Source organism: Ligilactobacillus salivarius DSM 20555 = ATCC 11741 (assembly GCF_001435955.1).
Classification (GTDB): domain Bacteria; phylum Bacillota; class Bacilli; order Lactobacillales; family Lactobacillaceae; genus Ligilactobacillus; species Ligilactobacillus salivarius.
In genome coordinates this window covers 22795-42238 of sequence record NZ_AYYT01000017.1, presented here as the reverse complement: position 1 = coordinate 42238, position 19444 = coordinate 22795, and the positions used below count along the sequence as shown (strand labels likewise).

General features: G+C 34.9%; 17 protein-coding genes. 15 read left to right on the top strand and 2 right to left on the bottom strand.

Annotated features, from left to right (window positions below):
- From FC55_RS09975 to FC55_RS07540, 8 genes are all read left to right on the top strand, one after another.
- On the top strand, positions 1 to 1358 hold a 1358-nt coding region (locus tag FC55_RS09975), incomplete at its 5' end, for a mucin-binding protein (protein WP_162256096.1).
- A 320-nt stretch (positions 1359 to 1678) separates the two neighbouring features.
- Positions 1679 to 2794: a pyruvate dehydrogenase (acetyl-transferring) E1 component subunit alpha gene (gene pdhA, locus FC55_RS07570; RefSeq protein ID WP_371824759.1), complete on the top strand. Its 1116-nt coding sequence runs from the start codon at positions 1679 to 1681 to the stop codon at positions 2792 to 2794.
- Between the two features lie 2 nt (positions 2795 to 2796).
- Positions 2797 to 3774 (top strand): alpha-ketoacid dehydrogenase subunit beta, encoded by a 978-nt coding sequence (locus FC55_RS07565; RefSeq protein ID WP_003700827.1) that lies wholly within the window; start codon positions 2797 to 2799, stop codon positions 3772 to 3774.
- Positions 3775 to 3790: 16 nt separating this feature from the next.
- A complete protein-coding gene (locus FC55_RS07560; protein ID WP_003700830.1) occupies positions 3791 to 5071 on the top strand; it encodes a 2-oxo acid dehydrogenase subunit E2 in 1281 nt (426 codons plus the stop codon).
- Positions 5072 to 5078: 7 nt separating this feature from the next.
- Entirely contained in the window at positions 5079 to 6485 is a 1407-nt protein-coding gene (lpdA, locus tag FC55_RS07555) for a dihydrolipoyl dehydrogenase (RefSeq protein ID WP_003700832.1), read from the top strand.
- Between the two features lie 85 nt (positions 6486 to 6570).
- On the top strand, positions 6571 to 7590 hold the full coding sequence (locus FC55_RS07550) for a lipoate--protein ligase (protein WP_003709185.1): 1020 nt from the start codon (positions 6571 to 6573) through the stop codon (positions 7588 to 7590).
- A gap of 103 nt (positions 7591 to 7693) precedes the next feature.
- Positions 7694 to 8467, top strand: coding sequence for a DUF975 family protein (locus tag FC55_RS07545; protein ID WP_003700835.1), 774 nt, complete (start codon positions 7694 to 7696; stop codon positions 8465 to 8467).
- A 69-nt stretch (positions 8468 to 8536) separates the two neighbouring features.
- Complete coding sequence (locus FC55_RS07540; RefSeq protein ID WP_035150050.1) at positions 8537 to 9670, top strand: SGNH/GDSL hydrolase family protein; 1134 nt, start codon at positions 8537 to 8539, stop codon at positions 9668 to 9670.
- A gap of 51 nt (positions 9671 to 9721) precedes the next feature.
- Here FC55_RS07540 and FC55_RS07535 read toward each other — a convergent pair whose 3' ends face one another.
- Complete coding sequence (locus FC55_RS07535) at positions 9722 to 10072, bottom strand: hypothetical protein (RefSeq protein WP_003700838.1); 351 nt, start codon at positions 10070 to 10072, stop codon at positions 9722 to 9724.
- A 135-nt stretch (positions 10073 to 10207) separates the two neighbouring features.
- On the opposite strand from FC55_RS07535, the gene FC55_RS07530 reads away from it, so the two are divergent.
- From FC55_RS07530 to FC55_RS07500, 7 genes are all read left to right on the top strand, one after another.
- Complete coding sequence (locus FC55_RS07530) at positions 10208 to 10477, top strand: ACT domain-containing protein (protein WP_003700839.1); 270 nt, start codon at positions 10208 to 10210, stop codon at positions 10475 to 10477.
- Positions 10478 to 10493: 16 nt separating this feature from the next.
- Entirely contained in the window at positions 10494 to 11837 is a 1344-nt protein-coding gene (locus FC55_RS07525; RefSeq protein WP_003700840.1) for a PFL family protein, read from the top strand.
- Between the two features lie 412 nt (positions 11838 to 12249).
- Entirely contained in the window at positions 12250 to 13005 is a 756-nt protein-coding gene (locus tag FC55_RS07520; RefSeq protein WP_014568087.1) for a DeoR/GlpR family DNA-binding transcription regulator, read from the top strand.
- Positions 13002 to 13916, top strand: a complete 915-nt coding sequence (pfkB, locus tag FC55_RS07515; RefSeq protein WP_003700843.1) for a 1-phosphofructokinase — start codon at positions 13002 to 13004, stop codon at positions 13914 to 13916. Before FC55_RS07520 ends, pfkB begins: the two co-directional genes overlap by 4 nt.
- A 27-nt stretch (positions 13917 to 13943) precedes the next feature.
- Entirely contained in the window at positions 13944 to 15899 is a 1956-nt protein-coding gene (locus FC55_RS07510; RefSeq protein WP_003700844.1) for a PTS fructose transporter subunit IIABC, read from the top strand.
- A 123-nt stretch (positions 15900 to 16022) separates the two neighbouring features.
- Entirely contained in the window at positions 16023 to 17225 is a 1203-nt protein-coding gene (locus FC55_RS07505) for a hypothetical protein (RefSeq protein ID WP_003700846.1), read from the top strand.
- A complete protein-coding gene (locus FC55_RS07500; RefSeq protein WP_003700848.1) occupies positions 17206 to 17883 on the top strand; it encodes a YczE/YyaS/YitT family protein in 678 nt (225 codons plus the stop codon). Before FC55_RS07505 ends, FC55_RS07500 begins: the two co-directional genes overlap by 20 nt.
- 116 nt (positions 17884 to 17999) lie before the next feature.
- On the opposite strand, the gene FC55_RS07495 is transcribed toward FC55_RS07500, so the two are convergent.
- On the bottom strand, positions 18000 to 19439 hold the full coding sequence (locus FC55_RS07495; protein ID WP_003700849.1) for an APC family permease: 1440 nt from the start codon (positions 19437 to 19439) through the stop codon (positions 18000 to 18002).
- Between the last annotated feature and the right edge of the window lie 5 nt (positions 19440 to 19444).

The following is a 19444-nucleotide window of genomic DNA, read 5'->3' as shown; positions in this document are numbered from 1 at the left end:
AAGTACCAGAAAATTATGAGGAAGTAGGAGGAAATCCAACGGATTACACCTTCCCAGAAAATGGTACTGATGAAAGTAATGTAGTAACAATTCATTTGAAACATAAACATGAAACAGTTACTAGAGACAACGTGGTAACAAGAACAATAGAGTATCGAGACGAAAAAGGTAATCTACTAGATACTAAGAGTCAAAGTCTAACGTTCACTCAACCAGGCAACAAAGATCTAGTAACAGGCCAAGTAACTTGGAGCACAGATGTTCCAAGTCAGAGCTTCGACGAAGTGAAGACACCAGAAAAGGCAGGCTACACTCCAGATAAAGCTGTTGTTCCAAGTGAAACAGTAACATTTGATACTAAAGATTACACAGAAACTGTAGTATATAAAGCAAATGAACAAACCGGTCGAGTAGTATATGTGGATGATGACAACGGTGGACAAGAAGTCAAGCAAGGTAGTATATCTGGCAAGACAGGAGAAACCGTAAAGGTTACCCCAGAAGTACCAGAAAATTATGAGGAAGTAGCAGGAAATCCAACGGATTACACTTTCCCAGATGATGGTACAGACGAAAGTAACGTAGTAACAATACATTTGAAGCATAAACATGAAGCAGTTACTAGAGACAACGTGGTAACTAGAACAATAGAGTACCGAGATGAAAAAGGTAATTTACTAGGTACCAAGAGTCAAAGTTTAACGTTCACTCAACCAGGCGATAAAGATCTAGTAACAGACCAAGTAATTTGGAACACAGACGTTCCAAGTCAAAGCTTCGACGAAGTGAAGACACCAGAAAAGGCTGGCTACACTCCAGATAAGACAAGCGTACCAGCTAAAGAAGTAACAATTAATGATAGCAATACGACAGAAGTTGTAATATATAAAGCTAATGTCGTAAATGTGGTAATTAATTATGAAGACAACATGGGAAATAAGCTTGCCGATACTGGAACTGTATCTGGTAAAGAAGGAAATGAGTTTACTACTCAAGCCTTAGAAATTGCTGGTTACCACTTAATTTCTGAGAGCAAATTGGTTCATGGTATTTTTGGTAAGACTTTAGAAATCACCTTTGTATATGAGAAAAATAGTACAGATTCTACAAAGAATACAAACCAAGTTGATAAGAACGATAACAATGGTAAAGAAAGTAAAGTAGAAACTGAAACTAAGAAGTCTAATGATTTCAAAAATACTATTAACTCTAAAGATAAGGTAAGCACTGAAGTATCAAGCCAAAAACTACCACAAACTGGTGATCAAAAAGATAATACTGCTAGTTTAGTAGGATTAATCTTAATGAGTTTAGCAGGTTTATTCGGATTTAAACGCAAGAATAAGCGTGATAACTAAATAATTATAAAAGACTAATTTATTGGAAAAATCACAAAGTTAATAAAATTATGTGATGATTAACAATAGGTTAGTCTTTTTTAATTTGATTAAATAGGCATGTTAAGCTTGTAATCATTTTTGTGATAACGATAACAAATATAGATCTTCATAAATTTTTTTGAACTTAATTTAAAGTTATAAATATTGATAAGTCGGCATTATATGCCATAAAATCTATTGTGCAAAAAAAAACAAAATTAACATTTTAAAAAAATAAGGTATAATAACATTGTAAGCGTTATATAAAATAAAAACGAGTTCGGAAAATATCGCTAATTATTAAGGAGGTTTTCAAGATGGCTGGTATTGATTTTGATAAATTAAAAAACATCGTTGATGACAAGTTTGAAACAGTGCGTGTTCTCGATAATGATGGAAATGTTGTTAACAAGGATCTATTTCCTGATTTAAGTGATGAACAAATTGTTGAATTATTTAAGAAAATGGTTTGGTCTCGTGTCCTAAACGAACGTTCAACTAAATTGAATCGTCAAGGACGTCTAGGTTTCTTTGCTCCTACTGCAGGTGAAGAAGCTTCTCAAATTGGATCAGAATTTGCAATGGAAAAAGAAGACTATATCCTTCCAGCATACCGTGATGTTCCACAATTGGTATTACATGGATTGCCTTTATACAAAGCATTCTTATGGTCACGTGGTCATGTTGATGGAAATAAATATCCTGAAAACTTCAATGCATTACCACCACAAATTATTATCGGTGCTCAATATGTTCAAGCTGCAGGAATTGCTTTAGGATTGAAGAAAAAGGGTTCTAAGAATGTAGCTTATACATACACAGGTGATGGTGGTACTTCCCAAGGTGATTTCTACGAAGGTATCAACTTCGCAGGTGCATTTAAAGCTCCAGCAATTTTTGTAGTACAAAATAATGGATACGCTATCTCAGTTCCTCGTGCAAAACAAACAGCTGCTAAAACATTAGCTCAAAAAGGTGTGGCAGCTGGAATTCCATTTGTTCAAGTAGATGGAATGGATGCACTAGCAATGTATTCAGTAATGAAGGCTGCACGTGAATATGCAGCAGCTGGTAACGGTCCAGTATTAATTGAAACATTAACATATCGTTTCGGACCACATACTTTATCTGGTGATGATCCTAAGCGTTATCGTACAGCTGAAGAAGAACAAGAATGGAAAGAAAAAGATCCATTAATTCGTATGCGTACTTACTTAGATAAGAAGGGTCTATGGTCTGAAGAAAAAGAAAAGGCATGGACAGAAGAAGTAAACAAAGAAATCGATGAAGCAATGGTTCTAACAGAAAAAGCACCTAAGCAAAAAGTTAGCGAATATCTAAAGAATGTCTTTGTTGATACACCTGCAACTATTCAAGAACAAATTGATAAATACACAAAGAAGGAGGCTGAATAACCATGGCTAAAACAACAATGATTAAAGCTATTACAGCGGCAATGGATGAAGAATTAAAGCGTGATGACAAGGTCTTAGTATTTGGGGAAGACGTTGGTAAAAACGGTGGTGTTTTCCGTGCAACTGATGGACTTCAAGAAATTTACGGAGAAGATAGAGTGTTTGATACACCACTTGCTGAATCTGGTATTGGTGGTTTAGCAGCAGGTTTAGCCTTCACTGGTTTTCGTCCAGTTCCTGAAATTCAATTCTTTGGTTTTGTTTTTGAAGTAATGGATTCAATTGCAGGACAAATCTCCCGTGAACGTTATCGTATGGGAGCAACTCGTAAGATGCCTGTTACATTTAGAGCTCCATTTGGTGGTGGGGTTCATACACCTGAACTTCACTCTGATAGTTTAGAAGGTTTGATGGCTCAAACACCAGGTTTACGTGTAGTTATTCCATCTGGTCCATATGATGCTAAGGGATTATTAATTTCAGCTATTCGTTCTGATGATCCAGTTGTATTCCTAGAACATATGAAATTATATCGTTCAGTTAAAGAAGAAGTTCCAGATGAAGCATACATCGTACCATTGGACAAAGCAGCAGTTAAGCGTGAAGGTAGCGATGTAAGCATCATAACATATGGTTACATGGTTCAAGAAAGTTTGAAAGCAGCTGAAGATTTAGCTAAAGAAGGAATTAACGCTGAAGTTGTTGATTTACGTACAGTATCTCCACTTGATGAAGAAACAATTTTAGCTTCTGTTAAGAAGACAGGCCGTGTTGTACTTGTCCAAGAAGCACAAGCACAAGCAGGAATTTCTCCAGCGGTAGCTTCATTAATTGCAGAAAAAGGTATTCTTTCATTAGAAGCACCAATTGGTCGTGTGAGTGCTCCTGACACACCATATCCATTTAGTGAAGCTGAAAGTACATGGTTACCAAACAAGAAAGATATCGTAGAGAAAGTTAAAGAAGTTGTGAACTTCTAATTTGGAGGGTGAAATAATGAGTAAATATCAATTTAAATTGCCAGATATCGGTGAAGGTATTGCAGAAGGTACAATTGGCGAATGGCATGTAAAACCTGGTGACAAGGTGGAAGTCGATGGAGATTTAGTTCAAATTGAAAATGATAAATCAGTTGAAGAAATTCCTTCTCCAGTTTCAGGTACAGTAACAAAAATATTAGTTGAAGAAGGCGAAACTGCTGAAGTTGGTCAACCATTGATCGAATTAGAAGTTGCAGAAGGAGAAGGTAATGTAGCTGACGATGCTCCTGCTGCAGAAACTGAAAAAGAAGAAAAAGTGGAAGCCGCACCAGCACCAAATACACAACCAACTCCACAAGTTGCAGATCATAGCTTACCAGTTCTTGCAATGCCAGCAGTTCGTCGTTATGCACGTGAACAAGGAATTGACTTAAAGTTAGTACCAGGTTCTGGTCGTCATGGTCAAGTATTGAGAAGTGACATTGATGCCTTTAAAGCTAATGGTGGTGCAGTTGCTGCTGCTCCTGAAGCAACACCAGCTGTGGAAGAAGCAGCACCACAACCAGCTCCTAAGTTACCTGCTGGAGATGCTCAATGGCCTGAAACACGTGAAAAGATGTCAGGCATTCGCAAAGCAACAGCAAATGCAATGGTACGTTCAGTATCTCAAATTCCACATGTGCATGTATTTGATGAAGTAATTGTTGATAAATTATGGGCACATCGCAAGAAGTACAAGGAACTTGCTGCAGAACGCGATGTCCGTCTAACATTCATGGCATATATGGTAAAAGCATTAGCCGTAGTTATGAAGGAATTCCCAATCTTCAACTCATCTGTAGATATGGATAAGCATGAAATTGTTTATAAAGATTACATCAATGTAGGAATTGCTACAGATACAGATAGAGGATTATTTGTTCCAAATGTAAAACATGCTGATAGCACAAGCCTATTTGGTATTGCTAAACAAATTACTGAAAACACAGCTAAAGCTAAAGATGGTAAATTAACAGCCGGTGATATGAGTCACACAGGTATGTCAATTACAAATATCGGTTCAGTAGGTGGCGGTCACTTTACACCAGTAATTAACTGGCCAGAAGTTGCTATCTTAGGTATGGGTCGTATTACTGATGAACCAGTTGTTGTTGAAGGTGAAGTAAAGATTGCTAAAGTCTTGAAGTTATCTTTGGCATTTGATCATCGCGTAATTGATGGTGCAACAGCTCAACGTGCAATGAATCGCTTGAAAGAATTATTAAGTGACCCAGAATTGTTATTAATGGAAGGATGATAGGCTAATGGTAGTTGGAGATTTTGCAATAGATTTAGATACAGTTGTTGTAGGTGCTGGACCTGGTGGATATGTAGCTGCAATTCATGCTGCAGAACTAGGTCAAAAAGTTACTGTAATTGAACGTGAATATATTGGTGGTGTATGTTTGAATGTTGGATGTATTCCTTCTAAAGCTTTGATTGAAGCTGCACATCATTACCAACATGCAATGGATTCTCAAGAAATGGGACTTCAAGTTACAGCTGCTAAGCTAGACTTCGATAAAACAATTGAATGGAAGAATAACGTTGTAGCTCGTCTAACAGGTGGGGTTGCTTCCTTATTCAAGAAACATAAGATTGATGTTATCTGGGGAAATGCATATTTGAAAGATAGTCATAGTTTACGAGTAATTTCTGATGATGATAAGGCTCAAACATATACATTCAATAATTTGATTATTGCAACAGGTAGTCATCCAATCGAAATTCCTAACTTCAAATTTGAAGGACGTGTACTTGATTCTACAGGTGCTTTGAACTTAACAGAAGTTCCTAAAGAATTAGTTGTTGTAGGTGGTGGCTACATTGGTTCTGAATTAGCATCTGCTTACGCTAACTTAGGCTCTCATGTAACCATCCTTGAAGGTGGAGATATGATTTTAGCTAACTATGAAAAAGATTTAGTTAAAGTTGTAGAACATCACTTCAGTGAACAGGGTGTAGATATTTATACTAATGCTATAGCTAAGAATGCAGAACAAACAGATAAAGATGTAACTGTTACTTTCGAAGTAGATGGCGAAGAAAAGAAAATTACAGCTGATTATGTCATTGTTTCTGTCGGTCGTCGTCCAAACACTTCAAATATGGGCTTAGAACAAGCTGGTGTAAGTGTTGATGAACGTGGTTTAATTCCTGTTGATGCACAAAGTCGTTCAAATATTCCTAACATTTACGCTATTGGTGACGTAACAAAGGGATACGCATTAGCTCATAAAGCTTCTTACGAAGGAAAGGTTGCAGCAGAAGCTATTTCTGGCAAACCAACAGTTATTGATTACCATGCAATGCCAGCTGTATGTTATACAGATACATCCATTGCAACAACAGGTTTGACATTAGCTGAAGCAAAGGAAAAAGGCTTTGACGCTAAGAAAGCACAATTCCCATTTGCAGCTAATGGTCGTGCAATTTCAATGGGTGAAACAGATGGATTTATCCGTTTAGTATTTGAAAAAGAAACAGGTGTCTTATTAGGTGCTCAAATGGTTGGTAGCAACGCTAGTGATTTAATTAGTGAATTAACTTTGGCTATTGAATGTGGTTCAACAGTTGAAGATGTTGCATTAACAATTCATCCACATCCTTCCTTAAGTGAAGCTGTTATGGATACTGCTGATGTTGCCATTGGATTCCCAACAAATATTTAATAATTAAAGTAAAGGACCGGTATTAGTGGATATCGGTTCTTTGTATAAAAGTAATTAGTAGAGGAAGATGAAAGTTATGGAAAAAATGCAATACGTTGTAATGAAAACAGATGATATTAGAACAAACTTGGCCACAGAACAATATTTAATGAATAGCGATAAGATAAAACCTCCGTTCATGTTATTCTACATTGAAAAGCCATGTATTATTGTTGGTCGTAACCAAAATACAATGGAAGAAATCAACCAAAAATATTGTGAAGAACATGGAATTACTATTACACGCCGTCTATCAGGTGGTGGAGCTATGTACCAAGATTTAGGTAACCTTTGCTTTAGTTTCGTAGTACCAGCAGAAAATCAAAAATTTGGTGACTTTAAATCTTTAGTACAACCTGTTGTAGATGCTTTGCATAAGATGGGTGTAACAGGTGCAGAAACAACCGGACGTAATGATATTGTGGTTGATGGTAAGAAATTCTCTGGTAATGCAATGTATACGCGTGGTGGCAAAACTTTCTCTCACGGTACACTAATGTTTGATGTTGATACTGATGCAGTTGCTGATGCTTTACGTGTTCCTAAGGATAAGATTGAATCTAAAGGAATTAAATCAGTACGTTCTCGTGTTACAAATCTAAAACCATATGTTAGTGAAGAATATAAAGACTTTGATACATTCCAATTTAGAGATGAATTAATCAAACTAATTTGGGGTGTTGACTCTTTAGAAGAAGCACAACAATATGAATACCAATTAGATGACGAAGATAAAAAAGGTATTGAAGCAATCGAACAAAAGCTTTATAAGAACTGGGACTGGGTATATGGCAAGTCTCCAGAATTCACAGTTAAGCGTCGCAAACACTTTACTAGCGGTACAATTGATGCACGTTTCTTAGTTGAAGATGGTAAGATCAAAGATATTAAGATTTACGGTGACTTCTTTGGTTCAGGCGATGTAAAAGATGTCGAAGATGCTTTACGTGGGTTGAAGTATGATGTGTCAACTATAAAAGAAGCATTAGGTAAACTTGACTTGAATAAATATTTTGTTGGAATTGATGCTGAAGATATTAAAGAATTAATCTCAACACAACAATAGTAATTAAAGTAAAACTCGTCGATTTGGCGAGTTTTATTTATACTAGGCTGATATGTTACAATAACTATGTAAGTATATTAATTATTGTATATGGGAAGGAAGTGTGGGACTAATGGCAACAAGAGCAGAACTAAAAAATGAAGTAAAAGATGCTTTTCGTGGAAATTGGAAAAAAGCGATAGGATTATCAATAATACCAATTGTATTCACAGTAATAACAGTTTTTACAGTTTCTATATTTTTACAAGTATTATTGTTAGTGATACGAAACAATCCAGCAACATTTAGTGATGTTCCCAATGATGTAGCTGCTAATTCAACTGGAAATGGTGGAACTTATAGTACCAATATTGTTTCAAGTATTATTGGAATTATGATTTATCTAGGGATTCAATATACCTTTTTAGATTGGCTTCGTGGCAAAAGCGTGGAAAGTATCAACAATTTTAGAAGTATGTTCCAAGTGTTTTCTAAAAGATATTTTATTCCAGTATTAGTGATGTATATTATCCAATGGGTATTACAATTCCTATGGTCATTACTTTTCATTATTCCTGGGATTATTAAGGGATATTCATACTCACAAACTTACTTTATCTACAAAGATATTGAAGCTAGTGGTGCAAAAGCCAATTACAAATATCCTGATTATGTAACTTTAAGTAGAGAATTGATGAATGGACATAAGTGGGAACTATTCCTATTAGATTTAAGCTTTATTGGCTGGCATATTGTATCAATTCTTACATTTGGATTAGGTTATATTTGGTTGATTCCATATATGAGCGCAACAAAGGCTGCATTTTATCGAAATTTAGCTGGAGATAAATTTTTGAAACAAGATAGAGTTTATGATGCTGAATTTAAGGAAATGTAAAAAAGAATAAGATACTGGCACCAATAAGATCAAAGCTTATTGGTGCTTTTTTGAAGGTAGGTGAAAGAAATGGTTGCTTGGCAAGCTGCTTGGTATTATGAGAATATTGATTTTTCGGCGATGCCATTTAAGATGAGAGAATTATCGCAATTAATAAAAATTACGTCTTTTTTATCAGGTAAAGAATTACGACTAAAATTAACTAATTACTATGGCAAAGAAGAACTCATTTTTGATGAAATTTATGTAGCTCTAACAGCTGATATGAAAGAAAAGCAAAGAGTAACAGCTTTGTATCAAGATACGATTGTAATTCCACAAGGAGAGGCAATTTGGACAGATTCAATAGACTTAGATATTAAAGTTGGACAAACAATCTATGTCTATATGAAGTCTTCACAGGAACAAGAATACTGTGACTTTAAGTGTACTTATGAAACATCATTAACCAATGCTTCTTTTGCCCGTAGTGCTAATTTCTTACCTAAATTAAGTGATACTTGGCAAAGTAGGAAAGGTTGGTTTTGTTTAGAAGAAGTAGACGTATGGACGAAAGCAAATCCTAAATACTTAGAAATTACAGGTGATTCTCTAATGGAAATGGGGATGATAACAGCTCCTCTAATGCAATATTTGATGACCGTACATCCTGACGAAGTAACAGTGTTAAATACCGCTATTTCTGGAAGTCGCTTAATTCATGATGCCCCTCATGATCAACCCATTTATGAAACTTTTGGAGAGAGTTTATTAAGTAGAATGGTTAGAAATAGGAGTGGCTTTAAACCTGAATTGACGATTGTTTCAATTGGGGCAAATGATTTGATGCTACCATTGATCAGTGAAGTAGCTGCAAGACAAAAAATAACTAAGGATAATTTTTTTAATGCTGTCCAGAGGCTAAATGAAATTTTAGAAAAGCGCAATAGTGAATTAATTTTGCTAGATATACCACCATTTACGCTTAGTCACACTGGTCGGCCAGATGATAAAGAGCTACAAGCACAAAAATTTAGAAAAGAATTAAATAGCAAACTTGCTACAATTCCTGAAACAGTGCCCACATCACTTCTTTTAGAAATGTTGCCATGTGGCGTACAAAGTGCATATGATTTTGGTGACCATATGCATATCAATCAGGCTGGTGGTAGGGTTGTAGCAACTAAATTAATTCCTAAAATAGAACAAGAACTATTTCATTAAAAAAATGGCAGCAAAGCCTAGTTTTAAAGACTTTGCTGCCGTTTTTGTTAATTAATCTGAGCCAATAAGTTTTTCTACTTGTTTAGATAGATTTTCCCAAGTTAGAGGAGAAGCTTCCTTAAAGTCATCAGAGAATGTAGAATGATTTTCTCTAGGAATGATATAGCCAACAATTTCGCTTGTGGCTCCACGTACGGCTAATTTTTTATTAGTATCATCCCAAATAACAGTCCAGTAAGGTCCTTCTAATGCATCGTCAAACATGTATTGAACACCATCAAGAATAGTTTTCTCGATAACTTCTTGTTCAGTTGCATCAGGATATCCATTAGCTTTAAGCCAAAATAATTTTTGTTGAACTTCGCCCATATCATCAGGAATGAAATTAAGCATGTTATACATTATTATCGTCCTTTCAAAATAGAAATGTTAAGTATATTTTATCAAAAATAAAAAGTAGCACCAACTAATAAAGTTGACAAAAAAGCAGATTTATAAGTTATAATAAGATTAATTAAATTAAGGATGGTGTTTTAAATGCGAGCAATCTTAACTACTATTGGAGCAGATAAGGCAGGTATAATTGCCGGCGTAAGTACATATTTAGCTAAAAACCAAATCAATATTCTTGATGTATCTCAAACTATTATGAATGGATACTTTACAATGATGATGATGGTAGAGATTCCAGATGATAAAGTAGATTTCGAAAAAATCACAACAGAACTCAATGAATTGGGTGAAAAGTTGGGTGTAGAAATTAAAATTAGAAACGAAAAGTTATATCAAGCGATGCATCAACTATAAGATGAGGTGATAGAGCATGGATACAGCGCAAATCCTTGAAACAATCAAGATGATTTCAGAAGAAAATTTGGATATTAGAACAATTACAATGGGAATTTCTTTGCTTGATTGTATTGATAGTGACAGTGATAAAGCATGTCAAAAAATTTATGACAAGATAACAACTAAAGCTAAAGATTTAGTGAAGGTTGGAAATCAAATTGCAACAGAATATGGAATTCCAGTTATTAATAAACGAGTTTCAGTGACACCAATTAGTTTGATTGCTGCAGCTTCTAAAGATAAAGATTATGTTAAATATGCTAAAGCTTTAGATAGAGCAGCGCAAACTTTAGGTATTGATTTTATTGGTGGTTACTCGGCTTTGGTGCAAAAAGGTTATCAAAATGGGGATCGTACTTTAATCAAATCATTACCTCAGGCTTTAGCTGAAACAAATCTAGTATGTGCTTCTGTAAATGTTGGTTCAACAAGAAGTGGAATCAATATGGATGCAGTTAAAGAAATGGGGCAAGTTGTTAAAGCAGCTTCAGAACTAGATTTTATGACAAATGCTAAGATGGTTATTTTCTGCAATGCAGTTGAAGATAATCCGTTTATGGCAGGGGGATTCCATGGAGTTGGTGAACCAGATGCTGTTATTAATGTGGGTGTTTCTGGACCTGGTGTTGTTAAATCAGCTCTAGAAAAAGTTAAGGGCGCTTCTATGGATGTGGTAGCAGAAACTATCAAGCAAACAGCGTTTAAAGTTACAAGAATGGGCCAATTAGTAGGTAGCATTGCCGCAGAAAAATTAAACGTACCATTTGGAATCGTTGACCTATCTTTAGCACCAACACCTGCCGTAGGTGATTCTGTTGCCCAAATTTTGGAAGAAATTGGCTTAGAACAAGTTGGAACACATGGAACAACTGCAGCTTTAGCGATGTTAAATGATGCAGTTAAAAAGGGTGGCATCATGGCATGTAGTCATGTAGGTGGTTTATCAGGTGCATTTATTCCAGTTTCTGAAGACGCTGGCATGATAGATGCAGTTAATGCTGGATCACTTAATATTGAAAAACTAGAAGCAATGACAGCTGTTTGTTCAGTAGGGTTAGACATGATTGCAATTCCAGGAAATACACCCGCTGAAACAATTAGTGCGATGATTGCAGATGAAGCTGCAATTGGTATGATTAATAATAAGACAACTGCCGTTAGAGTTGTTCCAGTTCCTGGAAAAGATGTTGGCGAAACAGTTGAATTTGGTGGCTTATTAGGACATGCTCCAATTATGGCAGTTAATAAGGTATCTTCAGCAGATATGATTAATCGTGGTGGACTTATTCCAGCACCTGTTCATAGTTTTAAAAACTAGAAATTGCATGATAATGGCTGATACTCTTTAGGATAATCAGGAAAATAATTTAAGAATACTATCGATTGAAATAAATATTTAAGATAAATTAAGAATAAAGCAGATAGATAAAATCTGTTTTATTCTTTTTTATTAAGTTTATTTGACTGTTTGTGATCGATAATGGTAAATTATTGAGTGTAAAGATAATATTTTGACGGTATATTACTATTATTTTAACTTTAATAATATAATTTTGACAAAGAAGTAAGTTCTTTATTTCTTTTATTAACAATAATGTAAACGGAAACATAAGTATAAAGAAGTATTTTGGTAAATTCTATAAATTTTATGAAAGAAAATGACTTTTTTTGACTATTTATGATTGAATTTAATCAAGAATAGTGGTACTATACTAGAGGAGGTTGTGAAAGTGCTTGCAGAAGAAAGACATAGAATAATTTTAGAACTGTTAAAAGAGCATAACGTGGTTAAGTTACAGGATATCTGTGAAAGAACACAGTGTTCAGAATCATCAGGAAGAAGAGACTTGCAGTTATTGGAAGAACGTGGATTGTTAGTTCGTGTCCATGGCGGTGCTAAGATGAAGCAACCTTTGCAACGAGAACTTGATGTAATGGGAAAATCTACTCAAAATACTCAAGAAAAAGAGAGTTTAGGAGCAAAGGCAGCAAGTTATATTCAAGATGATGACGTTATTTATTTAGATGCTGGAACTTCGACTATAGCAATCATTCCTTATTTATCTGAAGATCAGCATTTAACTGTTGTTACAAATGGAGTTGAGCATGCTTCATTATTAGCTGATAAGAATATTAGAACTTTCTTGTTAGGTGGTAGATTAAAAAATACTACTAAAGCAATTATTGGTGTTGAAGCAGCAAATGATTTGAAAAGATTTAGATTTAATAAAGCATTTTTAGGAATCAATGGTGTCCATGAAAAGTATGGATTGACAACTCCAGATCCTGATGAAGCTGAGATTAAAAGAACCGCACTTGAAAGAAGTGAAAAAGGCTATGTAATCGCTGATAAGTCTAAATTTGGTTATGTGTCTTTTGTGAAAGTTGCAGATGTTACAGATGCAACAATTATCACAAGTACTTTACCTGCTAGTGTAGCTAAGCAGTATAGTTCACAGGCAACAATACAGGAGGTTATATTATGATTTATACGGTAACAATCAATCCATCTATTGATTATATCGTGCAACTAGACAAGCTCACCTTGGGAGAAGTTAATCGTATGGACTACGATAACAAGCTTCCAGGTGGGAAAGGTATTAACGTTTCTCGTATCTTAAAGGAATTAGGTCATGACAATATTGCATGGGGCTTTCTTGGAGGATTTACCGGGAATTTTGTAAAAGAAGAACTTGAAAAAGTAGGTTTGAAGACAGATTTCACTCCAATTGCAGCTGATACTCGTATCAATGTTAAAATCAAAGCTCAAAATGAAACAGAAATCAATGGTCAAGGACCTAAGTTAACTGAAAAAGAAATCAGTGCTTTTACAGAAAAATTTGACCATTTAACATCAGATGACGTTGTTATTTTTGCTGGAAGTTTAGTACCTAGTTTGAATGATGATTTCTACTTTGATTTGATTAAGATCATTCGTTCAAAGGGAGCTCAATTTGTAATTGATACAACTGGTGAAAGTTTACGTAAGACCTTAGCTGAAAAGCCATTAGTTGTTAAACCAAATAATCATGAATTAGCTGATTTATTTGGTGTCGAATTTAACGGAATAGATGATATTGTTAAATATGGTCGTAAGTTGCTAGACATGGGTGCTCAAAATGTTTTAGTTTCCATGGCAGGCGATGGTGGCTTGATGATTACCAATGAAGGTGTATGGAGATCATTAGCTCCTAAGGGAACTGTTATTAACTCTGTTGGCGCAGGTGATTCTATGCTAGCAGGATTTGTTGGTACTTATGCAAGCACTAAAGATCCAATTGAAGCTTTCCATTATGGCTTAGCTTCTGGATCTGCAACAGCATTTTCTGAAGATTTAGCAACTCGTGAAAAGATCGATGAAATTTATGCTCAAATTACTATTGATGAATATAAATAGAATTGCTTAGGAAAGGAACGGTTTAATATGGATATTCGTAGTTTGTTAATGAAAGATATCATGATTATGGATCTTAAGGCTACTACTAAGTCTGAAGTAATTGATGAAATGGTACATAACTATTATGAACATGGAATCATTGATGATGAAGATCTTTATAAGAAAGATATCATTAAACGTGAAGAAGAAGGTTCAACTGGTATGGGCGATGGAATTGCTATCCCACACGCACATGACGCTGCAGTTAAGAAACCAGCTGTACAATTTGCTAGAAGTGTTGCAGGTGTTGACTATGACTCAATGGACGGCCAACCAGCTCACTTATTCTTCATGATTGCAGCTCCAGAAGGTGGAGATAATACTCACTTGCAAGCCTTAGCTGCTTTATCACAAGTATTGATGAACCCAGATGTTGTAACAGCATTGAAAGCTGCAGATACACCTGACAAAGTTCAAGATATTTTTGCAGAAGCTGTAGCTAAGAAGGAAGCTGAAAATAAAGCTGAAGAAGAAGCTGAAAAAGCAGCTGCAAATAGTAATAGTGATCGTCCATATATTGTTGCTGTTACTGCTTGTCCAAATGGTATTGCACATACTTACATGGCTGAAGAAAACTTAAAGAAGAAAGCTAAAGAATTAGGTGTTGATATCAAAGTTGAAACAAATGGTTCTGAAGGTATCAAACATCGTTTAACAGCAGATGAAATTTCAAGAGCTGTCGGTGTTGTTATCGCTGCTGATAAAAAAGTTGAAATGAACCGTTTCGATGGCAAGCCACTTGTAAATAAGCCTGTTAAATCTGGTATCCAAGAACCAGAAAAATTAATTCAACAAGTTTTAGATGGAAAAGCAGCTATTTATCACGCAACAGGTGATGATAGTAGTTCTTCTACTGAATCTGATGGAACTGTTTGGGGCAACATCTACAAGCAATTAATGAATGGTATTTCACACATGCTACCATTTGTTATTGGTGGTGGTATCTTAATGGCGATCTCATTTATTGTTGAACAATATATGGGTGGTGCCAAAGCTCCAGCATTTATTTTCTTAAATAGTGCAGGTAATTTAGCATTTGCATTTATGGTACCTGTATTGGCAGCTTACATTGCTGAATCAATCGGTGATACTCCTGCTTTAATGCCTGGTTTCGTTGGTGGATTCATGGCTTCTATCGCTAATGCTTCCTTAGGTGGATCATATCATGTTAACTTCCAAGCTAACTCAACTTCACCTGCTGGATTCTTAGGTGGTATTGCAGCTGGTTTTATTGCTGGATACTTGATTTTAGGTATGAAGAAGATGTTTGCAGGATTACCACGTTCAGTTGAAGGTATGAAACCAATGCTTCTTTATCCAGTATTTGGATTGCTATTCATTGCTTTGATTATGTACTTCATTGTTAACCCAATCTTCAGTACAATCAACCTATGGATTACTCACTTCTTGAATGGTATGGGTACTGGAAACTTAGTTCTATTAACATTGGTATTAGCTGGTATGATGTCTATTGATATGGGTGGTCCTTTCAACAAAGCCGCTTATGTATTTGCTTCAGGTGCTTTCGCTAATGATCCTAAGTCTACAACTGCTGCTATTTTAATGGCTGCCGTAATGGTTGGTGGTATGGTTCCTCCATTTGCAACAGCTATCGGTACTGCATTCTTCAAGAACAAGTATACTGAAGATGAACGTCGTGCAGGTGTTACAAACTGGATCTTAGGATTCTCATTCATTACAGAAGGTGCTATTCCATTTGCAACAGCTGATCCAGGTCGTGTAATTCCATCATGTATTATTGGTTCTGCTGTTTCTGGAGCAATCGTTGGTGCTATGAGAATTGGTATTCCTGCTCCTCACGGTGGTTTCTGGGTATCACCTCTAGCAACAAACATTTGGGGTTACTTCTTAGCTGTAATCGTTGGTTCTATCGTAGCAGCTTTGATTATGAGTTTCTGGAAAAAACCAGTTAATGAAAAATAATTATTAAGAAAAGTGGATGTAAAAGTCCACTTTTTTTAATTGTAAAAGATATTTAATTTGTCAGAGTTAATGATTTAGCATATCATTATATTTGTTAAATAATATTGAAGGAGCAATATTTTTATGCCGATAGATAATAAATTAATTGATGATGCCGGGAAAAAGTACCGTCAGTTAACAGAATGGTTTTATCTATGTTGTCTGGCAATATTTTTTATAACTATTTATATTAATGGCACAACAATGGTGGATCAAATTACATATTTTAATAAGTTGATTTTCCTTCGAATTGAGCAGGCAGTAACGTTTTTAGTGATGGGAAAGATAGTATTATTAGATAAATATCCACGAAAGCTAACAATAAAATTATTGTTAATTTTTATGCTGATAACCTATATTTGTTATCGAGCTCGTGCTTATGAGCCATTATTCTATACCGTATTTTTAATAGGTGCCAAAGATGTTGACTTCAGGAAAATTCTTAAATTGTACTTAACCTTTGGAATTCCAATTTTTATAGTAAGTGCCTGGTTAGCTCTGAATGATTATATACTGAATTTAACTCTTCAAAGACCAGGAGATAATACGGTTAGAATAGCTTTGGGAAACTATTCTCCATCAGATGCTGCAGCGCACGTCTTTTATTTTATGTTAGCATATGCTTTACTTAAACGATTTAAATGGAATATACCGGAGATCGTCTCAGGGATAGCCTTGTTGATATGTGTCTATACATTAACTGCAACTAAACTAGATGAAATTTTGATTATTTTGATACTACTCCTATGTGCAGGAGGATATAAGTATGCGGTAAAATTTATCCAAAGATTCAGTTTAAAACAAGTTAGATGGGGATTGTGGATATACGCAGTTATCAATGTTATGTTGCCTTTGATGTTTAATCCAAATAGCAGAATCTGGAGTATTATAAATACCTTGAGTTCTGCGCGTTTATTCTTCGGGCAAGTTGCATATCATGATTATGCAATTCCTTTGTTTGGTCAATTTGTTTATCAAAATGGGAATGGTAGCATTAAGCCAGGGGAAGCATACTTTTTCATTGATTCATCGTTTGTAAGGGCGTTATTAATGTATGGCTTAGTATTCTTTGTTGTTGCGATGTTCTACATAATTAGTAGTATCGAAAGTAACATTAAACAAAGAAATTATAATTTAGTTATAGCTTTGATCCTAGTTTTATTAAGTTCTGCAATTGATAATCATTTATGGGACATGGCATTTAACATTGTATTTTTAGGAATGTTTGCAGATGTACAGTCAGATAATGAGATAGTAGGGATAGAGAATGAAAGTAACACAAAATAGAAATTTAGAAACGACTTCAATGGGATTGTTATTAGGGTATTTTATCCTGTCAATATTTTTGAATAGTTTAGGCAATGCTTTGACGGTATCTTTGAATTTAGGAAGTGCATTGTGGACTGCAGCAGCAGTTAATATAGCTAAAATAACACCAATTTCTTTGAGTGCGATGCTATTTATTTCTGGTTTTATTGTAATAATTGTCAATCTAGTGATTTTGAAAAAGGTTAATGTAAAAAGAATATTGGGTAATCTAATTTTTATGACTCCTTTTTCAATTTTAGTAGGAATTTTTGCAACGGAATTAGTTAAATTAGGAATTCATAGTTTAAATTTACCTGTGCGTATCTTTTTGGATTGTTTAGGAGTAGTCCTAATTGCCATTGCTATATCACTTTATCAAAGAATAAATTGGATGTTGCATCCGGTTGATGATTTGATGCAAATTATTCGTTTTAAATACTTCAAGGGTAGTTCTACAATTGCCCAATTGGTAACTTTTACTCCACCAATTGTAGCGATTATTATTTCGGTAATTGTATCACATCATATATATGCAATAAATGTTGGAACGATATTTGCCTTATTATGTCAGGGACCAATCGTAGGGATAGCTGACAAGATAGTTTTTCCAAGTCTAAAGCATCGCAATTTAGACTAGAAAAAGTAAAGACATAGTTTTGTTTACAAAGCAAAGCTATGTCTTTTTCTATATATTAAAATGCCCTGTAACTAGGTCACTTACCTAATTACAGGACATTTATTTATTTTAATATTTTATTTTTTTGCAGCTCTCTTTAATTCTAGTTTGCGTAACCATGGTAATAAGAAACCAAGTACAACTAAGAATCCAACAGTTACAAAGTTCATAAATAATTGGTGATCAAATGCTTTAGTTCCAGGAGCAGCATCTTGAGGGATGAATCCCATTGTTGCGCAGACAAAGGTGAAGATGAAGCACCAGAAACCAACAATTAAAGCACCAGTTCTATTCTTAATATAAACGTAATCGGACTTAAATTGTTCTTCTTGCCAACGAATAGCTAGGAATGCAACGAATACTAAAGCTGTCTTATATGGTGAAACAATACCATTTAAGTTCAACAACCAGTTATAGATGGAGTTGATATTTGGTAAAGTACCACTTAAAAGAAGAAGTAACAAACTGATTCCAGCAGTTAAAGTATAACTGTGTACTGGACGTCCAGCTTTATTCTTCTTGATAAGCCAACTAGGCATGTATTTAGCAGCAGTATCACTAGCGAATACACGACTAGCAGCATCAATTAAAATAGCTAATTGAGCTAACATAAACATCAATTGAACTACAGCAAAGACATACATCAAGCTCTTACCCATACCAACTTGTTCACCTAAAAGTTTGAATGCATAGTATGGACCATTCATCTTAAAGTCATTAGGAATGTGGTTAGCGTTAAAGAAGACAGCCAATGATAAAGTACCAAAGATGGTTAAGAAAGCAGTCATTAAAGCTAACATCCACATAGCTTTAGGAAAATCTCGCTTAGGATTACGCATCTTGTTAATGTATGGAGCAGCTAATTCAGCACCAGACATAGCAAAGATCAATAAACCAGTTGTAGAGAAGTAGTGTAAACTAAAGTTTGGCTTAAATGCATGAAGATTAAATGGTTGTGTAGCAATATGTGCACCGTGTGTTAATGCCCATACAGTCATGAAAACAAAAAGCATTGAAATCAAGAACATCGCACCACCACCAATGATGGAAAGTACTTCTAAGGAATCACGGAAAACATTTTCGAAGATAATGAATAATAAAATAATAACAAAAGTTAACATTCCGAAAGTGAAGGTAGACATGTGATGTCCTAAAGTATTATTACCTAAAACAATCCAACTTATAGAAACAATAACAGAGTTTGAAACGTCCACTAAGTATGGAATTGTTTGTGTCCAATACATCCAGGAAGTAATGTATCCGAATAAATCACTATGAGTACCACGACGAATCCAAGAGGCAAGACCACCATCTTGATTATCAAAAGTTAAACCTAATTGTGTAGCAATTAATGCATAAGGAATAACATAAGTAAAAAGTAAGAAAATCCATGAAATAACAACAGACAATCCTTGATTTTGAAAAGGATAGAATATATTTTCAAAACTAATAATTGTAACAAAGTCGAGCAAAGCAATAACTGGCCAGCTCATATAATGTTTCTTTTGATCTAACATTTAAA

Coding starts and splice junctions, on each gene's coding strand:
- FC55_RS07505 (WP_003700846.1), top strand. CDS start 16,023: ATGCCGATAGATAATAAATTAATTGATGATGCCGGGAAAAAGTACCGT.
- FC55_RS07495 (WP_003700849.1), bottom strand. CDS start 19,439: ATGTTAGATCAAAAGAAACATTATATGAGCTGGCCAGTTATTGCTTTG.
- FC55_RS07525 (WP_003700840.1), top strand. CDS start 10,494: ATGGATACAGCGCAAATCCTTGAAACAATCAAGATGATTTCAGAAGAA.
- pfkB (WP_003700843.1), top strand. CDS start 13,002: ATGATTTATACGGTAACAATCAATCCATCTATTGATTATATCGTGCAA.
- FC55_RS07535 (WP_003700838.1), bottom strand. CDS start 10,072: ATGTATAACATGCTTAATTTCATTCCTGATGATATGGGCGAAGTTCAA.
- FC55_RS07510 (WP_003700844.1), top strand. CDS start 13,944: ATGGATATTCGTAGTTTGTTAATGAAAGATATCATGATTATGGATCTT.
- FC55_RS07500 (WP_003700848.1), top strand. CDS start 17,206: ATGAAAGTAACACAAAATAGAAATTTAGAAACGACTTCAATGGGATTG.
- FC55_RS07560 (WP_003700830.1), top strand. CDS start 3,791: ATGAGTAAATATCAATTTAAATTGCCAGATATCGGTGAAGGTATTGCA.
- lpdA (WP_003700832.1), top strand. CDS start 5,079: ATGGTAGTTGGAGATTTTGCAATAGATTTAGATACAGTTGTTGTAGGT.
- FC55_RS07540 (WP_035150050.1), top strand. CDS start 8,537: ATGGTTGCTTGGCAAGCTGCTTGGTATTATGAGAATATTGATTTTTCG.
- FC55_RS07565 (WP_003700827.1), top strand. CDS start 2,797: ATGGCTAAAACAACAATGATTAAAGCTATTACAGCGGCAATGGATGAA.
- FC55_RS07550 (WP_003709185.1), top strand. CDS start 6,571: ATGCAATACGTTGTAATGAAAACAGATGATATTAGAACAAACTTGGCC.
- FC55_RS07530 (WP_003700839.1), top strand. CDS start 10,208: ATGCGAGCAATCTTAACTACTATTGGAGCAGATAAGGCAGGTATAATT.